Below are 6,782 nucleotides of genomic sequence, written 5' to 3'. Positions count from 1 at the left end.
TTTTGCGTATGTTTGCGATTTAAGATTCGCAAATAAAATAGCATTTTACCCCCCCCCTATCTTAAATTTTCCTTAAATGTGAAGTAAGTGTGAAGTAAAAATTGAGTAGATGTAAATAAGGTATGGTGTGTAAGTAGGGGAATATAAAAGTATTTATTGAATAAAGTTTTGTTTGTATTGGGTTGTAAAGGTTTGCAAATTGGCTAAGAATCTAGATTCGTGCGAATCTAGATTCTTGGAATCTGCAAAAAATATTTTTTTAACCCTAAATTGCCCTTAGATTCTGCTTTTTAAAGTGCAAGTCTAGCGCATTTGCACAATTTAGTGCTTCTTTTATCGCCCATACTACTAGCGATTGCCCCATTCTAGCGTCGCCACAAGCAAAGATTTTTGGATTTGAGGTTTGGTAATTATTCGTGGCGATATTGTTTTTATTATCAAGTTTTACCTTAAAAATATCAGCCGTATTTTCCTCGCTCCCAGCAAATCCCATAGCAAGTAGCACCAAATCCGCCTTGTAAAATTTAAGCGAGTTTGGGACTTCACTGCGGACTTTTTTGCCATTTTGAACTTCCCATTTTAAGTCCACCGCCTCGAGCCCTTTTACATTTTTATTCGCAGAATCTCCAACAAAATTTTTAGTTAGCTTTTGATACATTCTTGGGTCGTATCCAAGACACTCAATCGCCTCTTTTATGCCATAATCTGTGGTTAATATATTTGGATATTCTGGCCAAAGATTATCACCCTCACGCTCTAGTGGCTTTTTGGCTGAACGCTCAAATCTTGTGATTGACTTTGCCCCCTGCCTAAGTGCCACAGCGATACAATCCACGCTCGTATCTCCGCTCCCAATAACAAGCACATCTTTATTTTTTGCGACCTCTAGGGGCTTTTTAGTATCAAGCAAGGATTTTGTATTTTGCGTCAAAAAATCTACTGCGAACATAATTCCATTTAGATTCCGCCCCGGGATTTCCAAATCAAGCGGTTTTGACGCTCCAGTCGCCAAAATCACGGCATTAAAGCTTTTTAGCAATTCGTCCGCCTTTTGCTTGGTTGCGATATTTGTATTAGGGTAGAATCTAACGCCCTCTTTTTCCATGAGAGTAACTCTCCGCTCGATTAGGGCTTTATCTAGCTTCATATCTGGGATTCCATACATTAGAAGTCCGCCGATTCTATCGCTCCGCTCGAATATACTGACCTCATAGCCCAAGTGATTTAGCCTATTTGCTACCGCAAGTCCAGCGGGTCCAGAGCCGATAACTGCGATATTCTTGCCATTTCGCTTGATATTTGTTTTTGGCTTTAGATAGCCACTCTCAAACGCCCACGAAATCAGGGAAAGTTCATTGTCCCTGATAGTTATCGGCAGTCCATTTGCCCCACATACGCAGGAATTCTCGCACGGAGCCGGACACACACTCCCAGTAAACTCGCTAAATGGCGAGGTTTTAGAGAGCCTCTCATACGCCTCCGCCCAAAAGCCCTTGGAGAGCAAGTCGTTCCACTCTGGGATTAGATTCCCCAGCGGACAGCCCACAGAATGCCCCTTGATATTAATTGCTACTTGGCAGAATGGCACGCCGCAGTTCATACAACGGCTCGCTTGAATCTCCCTTTTATCCTTATTTAGGGGCTTGTAGAAAGTCTTGTAATCTTTTATCCGCTCTTTATAATTTCGCTGCCCCAAATCCTCTCGCTTAAAATCTAAGAATCCAGTTATTTTTCCCATTATTTGCCCCCTTTGGCGGTTTGCTTTGTGTTTTTTGCAGCGGTTTTGCTTTTGGCTTTGCTTTTAGTTTTTTTGGCGGTTTTTGTGAGTGTAGATTCCATAGATTCTGCAGAATCTAACGCAAAATCCGCAGAATCTAATATAGAATCCAAGCCGGAATCTATAGAATCTAACGCAGATTCTACGCTAGATTCCGCCTTTAAATCACTTTTGCTCCCAGTAATCTTTAAGAACGCACTTAAAATCGGGTCTTTTTTGTCCTTAAACATTTCGATAGTTTTTAGCATTTTGGCGTAATCCCTAGGCATCACTTTAAAAAATAATTTAGTTTGATAACCCTCCAAGATTCTCCGTGCTACCTTGGAATCTGTGTATTTTATGTGCTTTTCTATTAAGTCCAACATTTCCTTTTCATCACTCTCATCTAGCTCCAAAATATCCACTAAATTCGTATTTATATGAGCGATATTCGACCTGCCAAAGATATATGCCACGCCGCCACTCATACCAGCAGCGAAGTTTCGACCGATTTTACCTAGTATTACGACCTTGCCACCAGTCATATACTCCAAGCCATGCTGTCCTACGCCCAGCACCACGGCATTTGCACCGCTATTCCTAACGCCAAATCGCTCTCCAGCCAATCCGTCCAAATACACCTCGCCACTTACCGCCCCATATAAGCAGACATTTCCAGCGATAATGTTTTCTTCCTCTCTAAATTTGGCTCTTTTAGAAGGCTTGACAATGATTTTCCCACCAGATAGCCCCTTGCCAAGGTAGTCATTCACATCGCCCTCGACTTCGAGCGTAATGCCATTTTTCAAAAACGCCCCAAAGCTATTCCCAGCATTGCCAACCGTTTTGATATTTATCGTATCCTCTTCCAAGCCCCCTAGTTTGTGAGTTTTGGTAACCTCGCTGGAGAGTATCGTTCCTAGGCTCCGCCCAGTTACATTTGATACTTTTAGCTCGATATTTGCCTTTTTGGTGGCGTTATTTTCACTCAAATTCTCGCTCAATATATCCTTGCAAAGTGGCAAAATCACTTGCATATCAAGCGTTTTATGCAAATCAATCTGCTTAAATCCCTTGCAACACATGGCAGATTTATTCATCATTTTTGGGTTAAATAGAATCTTATCTAGGCTGATTTTCCCTAGCTTTCCATTGCAATTTTTTTGCTTCAATCTATCTATTCGCCCCACCATTTCATCGACACTTTTAAAGCCTAGCTTTGCCATATACTCGCGGAATTCATTTGCGATAAAGTGCATGAAATTAATCACATATTCGGGCTTTCCGGTAAATTTTTCCCTTAAAATCTCATTTTGCGTAGCAATGCCAAAAGGACAAGTATTTAGATTGCAAACCCTCATCATCGTGCAACCAAGCGTAATCAAAAGTGCCGTGGAAAAGCCATATTCCTCCGCTCCAAGTAAAGTAGCGATTGCCAAATCCCTCCCAGTTAGGAGCTTTCCATCGACTTCTAGGCGAACCCTATCTCGCAAACCATTTAATATTAGCGTTTGATGAGCCTCGCTTAAGCCCAACTCCCACGGCGTTCCAGCATTTGGGATAGATGTCCTTGGACTTGCCCCAGTGCCTCCGTCGTAGCCGGAAATCAAAATCGTATTTGCCCCAGCTTTTGCCACACCCGCAGCAACTGTGCCTATGCCAGATTCGCTAACGAGTTTTACTGAGATTGTGGCGTCTCGATTGGCATTTTTTAGGTCATAAATTAATTGTGCTAAATCCTCGATTGAGTAAATATCGTGGTGTGGTGGCGGAGAGATGAGAGAGACAGCTGGAGTTGAGTGCCTAGCCTTTGCAATCCAAGGATAAACTTTCTCACCCGGAAGCTGTCCGCCCTCACCGGGCTTTGCACCTTGAGCTATTTTTATTTGAATTTCCTTAGCATTTACCAAATAATCGATTAAAACGCCAAATCGCCCGCTTGCCACTTGCTTAATGGCACTTGATTTAGAATCTCCATTCGCTAAACTCTCAAATCGCTCGAAGTCCTCGCCACCCTCGCCGCTATTGGACTTGCCACCGATTCGATTCATGGCAATCGCCAACGCCTCGTGCGCCTCCTTGCTAATGGAGCCATAGCTCATCGCACCGCTTTTGAAGCGCTTTAAGATAGATTCTACGCCCTCCACTTCATCGATTGAAATGGAGTTGCTAAAGTCAAATTCCATTAAATCGCGGATATTCGTCTGCTTGGCATTTACAAGCGAACTATACTTTTTAAACTCCGCATAGTCGCCAACTCTAGTGGAGTGCTGCAAGTGGTAAATCACCAGCGGGTCGTATAAATGCTCCTCTTTGTTTACTCTAAAGTTATGCCAACCCTCTGAATCTAAACTTGCTGAATCTAAACCGCTAGAATCTATGGAATCTGCGAGAGAATCTGCAGAATCCGGATTCGCCGAATCTATAGCGGAATCTAGCACAGAATCCAATACGGAATCCGCCGAATACGCCCTATTATGCAATAAAATCGTGGTGTTATAAATATCCTCTAAATCAATGCCCTCCAAATTATTAATAGTCGAAGTGAAATATTTATCAATTACCTTGCTTGAAATGCCGATACATTCGAATATTTTCGCCCCAGTATAGCTTTGAAGCGTGGAGATTCCCATTTTTGAAGCGATTTTTATAATACCATCGCAAGTAGCCTTGATAAAGTTGTTTATTGCCGAATCTAGCGGGATTTTAATAATTTCATCGCTAATTAAATCTTTTATGCTCTCAAACACCAAATACGGATTTATCGCCGTAGCACCGAATCCAAGCAAACAAGCAAAGTGGTGAATCTCCCTTGGCTCGGCAACTTCTAAGATTATACTAATATGTGTTCGCTGAAACTCCCTAATTAGATACTGATGAAGCCCGGAAGTAGCCAAGAGCGCGGGGATTGCGGCAAGATTCTTATTCATTCCCCTATCGCTTAGGATAATTATCGTAGAGCCGTTTTTTATCTCCTTACTTGCTTGTGAAAATAGCTCATTTAGTGCAGATTCTAGATTCTTCTTTTTGAAGTCAAATAGAATGGAGAGCGTGGCAGACTTGAAATCGTTCGCACGAGAAGCGTCATTTTTTAGATTCTTAATCTTATAAAGTTCCTCATTTGTGATAATTGGAAGCGAGAGTTTGAGCCGCTTGCAATTCTCCTCGCTTGGAATTAGGATATTGCCCTCCTTGCCGATGTAGACGCGAGAACTTGTAACAATTTTCTCCCTAATTGAATCTAGCGGGGGATTTGTAACTTGTGCAAAAAGCTGCTTAAAATAGCTATAAAGCAACACCGGACGCTTTGATAGAACTGCCAAAGGCGTATCCACACCCATTGAAGCGAGTGCCTCTGTGCCATTTGCGCTCATATATTCAATACTTAATTTAAGCTCATCGTATGTGTAGCCAAAAGCCTTTTGAAGTCGCAAAATCTCATCTTTTTTTAAGTCTTTTTCCACGAATCCAGCGGAATCTAGCTTTTCAATCTTGGTGATATTCTTAATCCACTGGGAATACGGCTCTTGCGTGGCGTAGTGCATTTTTATCTCTTCATCGGCGATTAGTTTGCCCTGAAGCGTGTCGATTAGTAGCAGTTTTCCGGGTTCCAAGCGACTTTTTGCCTTAATATTAGATTCATCAATCTCTAGCGCCCCAACCTCACTTGCCAAAATCACAAAATCATCATTGGTAATGTAATAGCGCGACGGACGAAAGCCATTTCTATCCAAACTCGCCCCCATAATCACGCCATCGCTAAAGATAATCGATGCAGGTCCGTCCCACGGCTCCATTATGGTGGAGTGGTATTCGTAAAACGCGCGTTTTTTCTTATTCATCTCCTTATCTTTGCTCCACGGCTCTGGAATCATCATCATAAAGCTCTCTTCCAAGCTCCGCCCATTCATCATCAAAAATTCCAAAGTGTTATCAAACATCGCTGAATCGCTACTCGGCTTTGCAATAATTGGGAAAAGCTGGGAAATGTCCTTGAAATAGCGCGATTTACACAGCCCCTCACGCGCCCGCATGGAATCTACATTCCCCTTAATGGTGTTTATCTCGCCATTATGCACCATGTAGCGATTTGGGTGGGCTTTCTCCCACGAAGGAAAAGTGTTCGTGGAGAATCTCGCATGAACTAACGCAATGGCACTTTCCATATTTAGATTTTTTAAATCCAAGTAAAAGTCCCCAACCTGCGTGGATAGCAACATTCCCTTATAAACAATCGTGCGACTTGAAAAGCTACAGAAATAAAACTTCGGCACATTGTATGCGGCTTTTTCCGCTAGTCTCCTTGCCGCATAGAGTTTTCGCTCAAAATCAATGCCTTTTCTAACATCGCTTGGCTTTTTCACAAAAACTTGCAATATAAAAGGCATGGTGCTAATTGCAATACTGCCTAATTCACTCGCATTTATCGGCACTTCGCGGAATCCCAAGATTTCTAGCTTTTGAGATTCTAAGACTTCTTTTAAGATTCTAATACCATCACTTTTGGCGTATTCATTTTGGGATAAAAAGAGCTGGGCTACCGCATACTCACCCTCTTCGCCAATCTCAAATCCCAAATATTGGCTTTTAAAGAATTTATGTGGGATTTGGAGTAAGATTCCAGCACCATCTCCCGTATTGTCCTCAGTCCCCGCTCCGCCCCTATGCTCGAGATTTACAAGCAATTGCAACGCGTCGCTTATAACCTTATAGGATTTTATCCCCTTGATATTTGCAATCGCCCCAATCCCACACGCTTCATGCTCGAAGCTTGGGTCATAAAGCCCCATTTTGTTAGGATAATCGCTCATCTCGCATTGCGAGTTTTTAGGTGGATTCTTGGAATCCGCACTTAAATCCACGCTCATAAAATCCCCTAAATCTCCTAGATTCTCCTGTGTATTTTTCATTTTTACCTACCAAATATAAAATTAAATGAATTAAATGTTGGATTATATATAATAAAACTTTTCGAATAACTTATAAATAACTTTGTGAAATGAAAAGGATTCTTTACAATATTTTA

1 protein-coding gene and 1 pseudogene are annotated in these 6,782 nt (G+C 41.9%); both read right to left on the bottom strand.

Annotation, left to right across the window (positions count from 1 at the left end; translation table 11 throughout):
• Positions 1 to 265 precede the first annotated feature (265 nt).
• Entirely contained in the window at positions 266 to 1,738 is a 1,473-nt protein-coding gene (locus CCY99_RS08925; protein ID WP_112061071.1) for a glutamate synthase subunit beta, read from the bottom strand.
• A 218-nt stretch (positions 1,739 to 1,956) separates the two neighbouring features.
• Positions 1,957 to 6,567: pseudogene (locus CCY99_RS08920) on the bottom strand (glutamate synthase-related protein); the annotation flags it as partial.
• Positions 6,568 to 6,782: the final 215 nt, after the last annotated feature.

The sequence above is a fragment of the Helicobacter sp. 16-1353 genome, assembly GCF_003288815.1.
Classification (GTDB): Bacteria; Campylobacterota; Campylobacteria; order Campylobacterales; family Helicobacteraceae; genus NHYM01.
The sequence above is the reverse complement of the archived record's forward strand: the minus strand, read 5'-3'. Positions and strand labels throughout refer to the sequence as shown.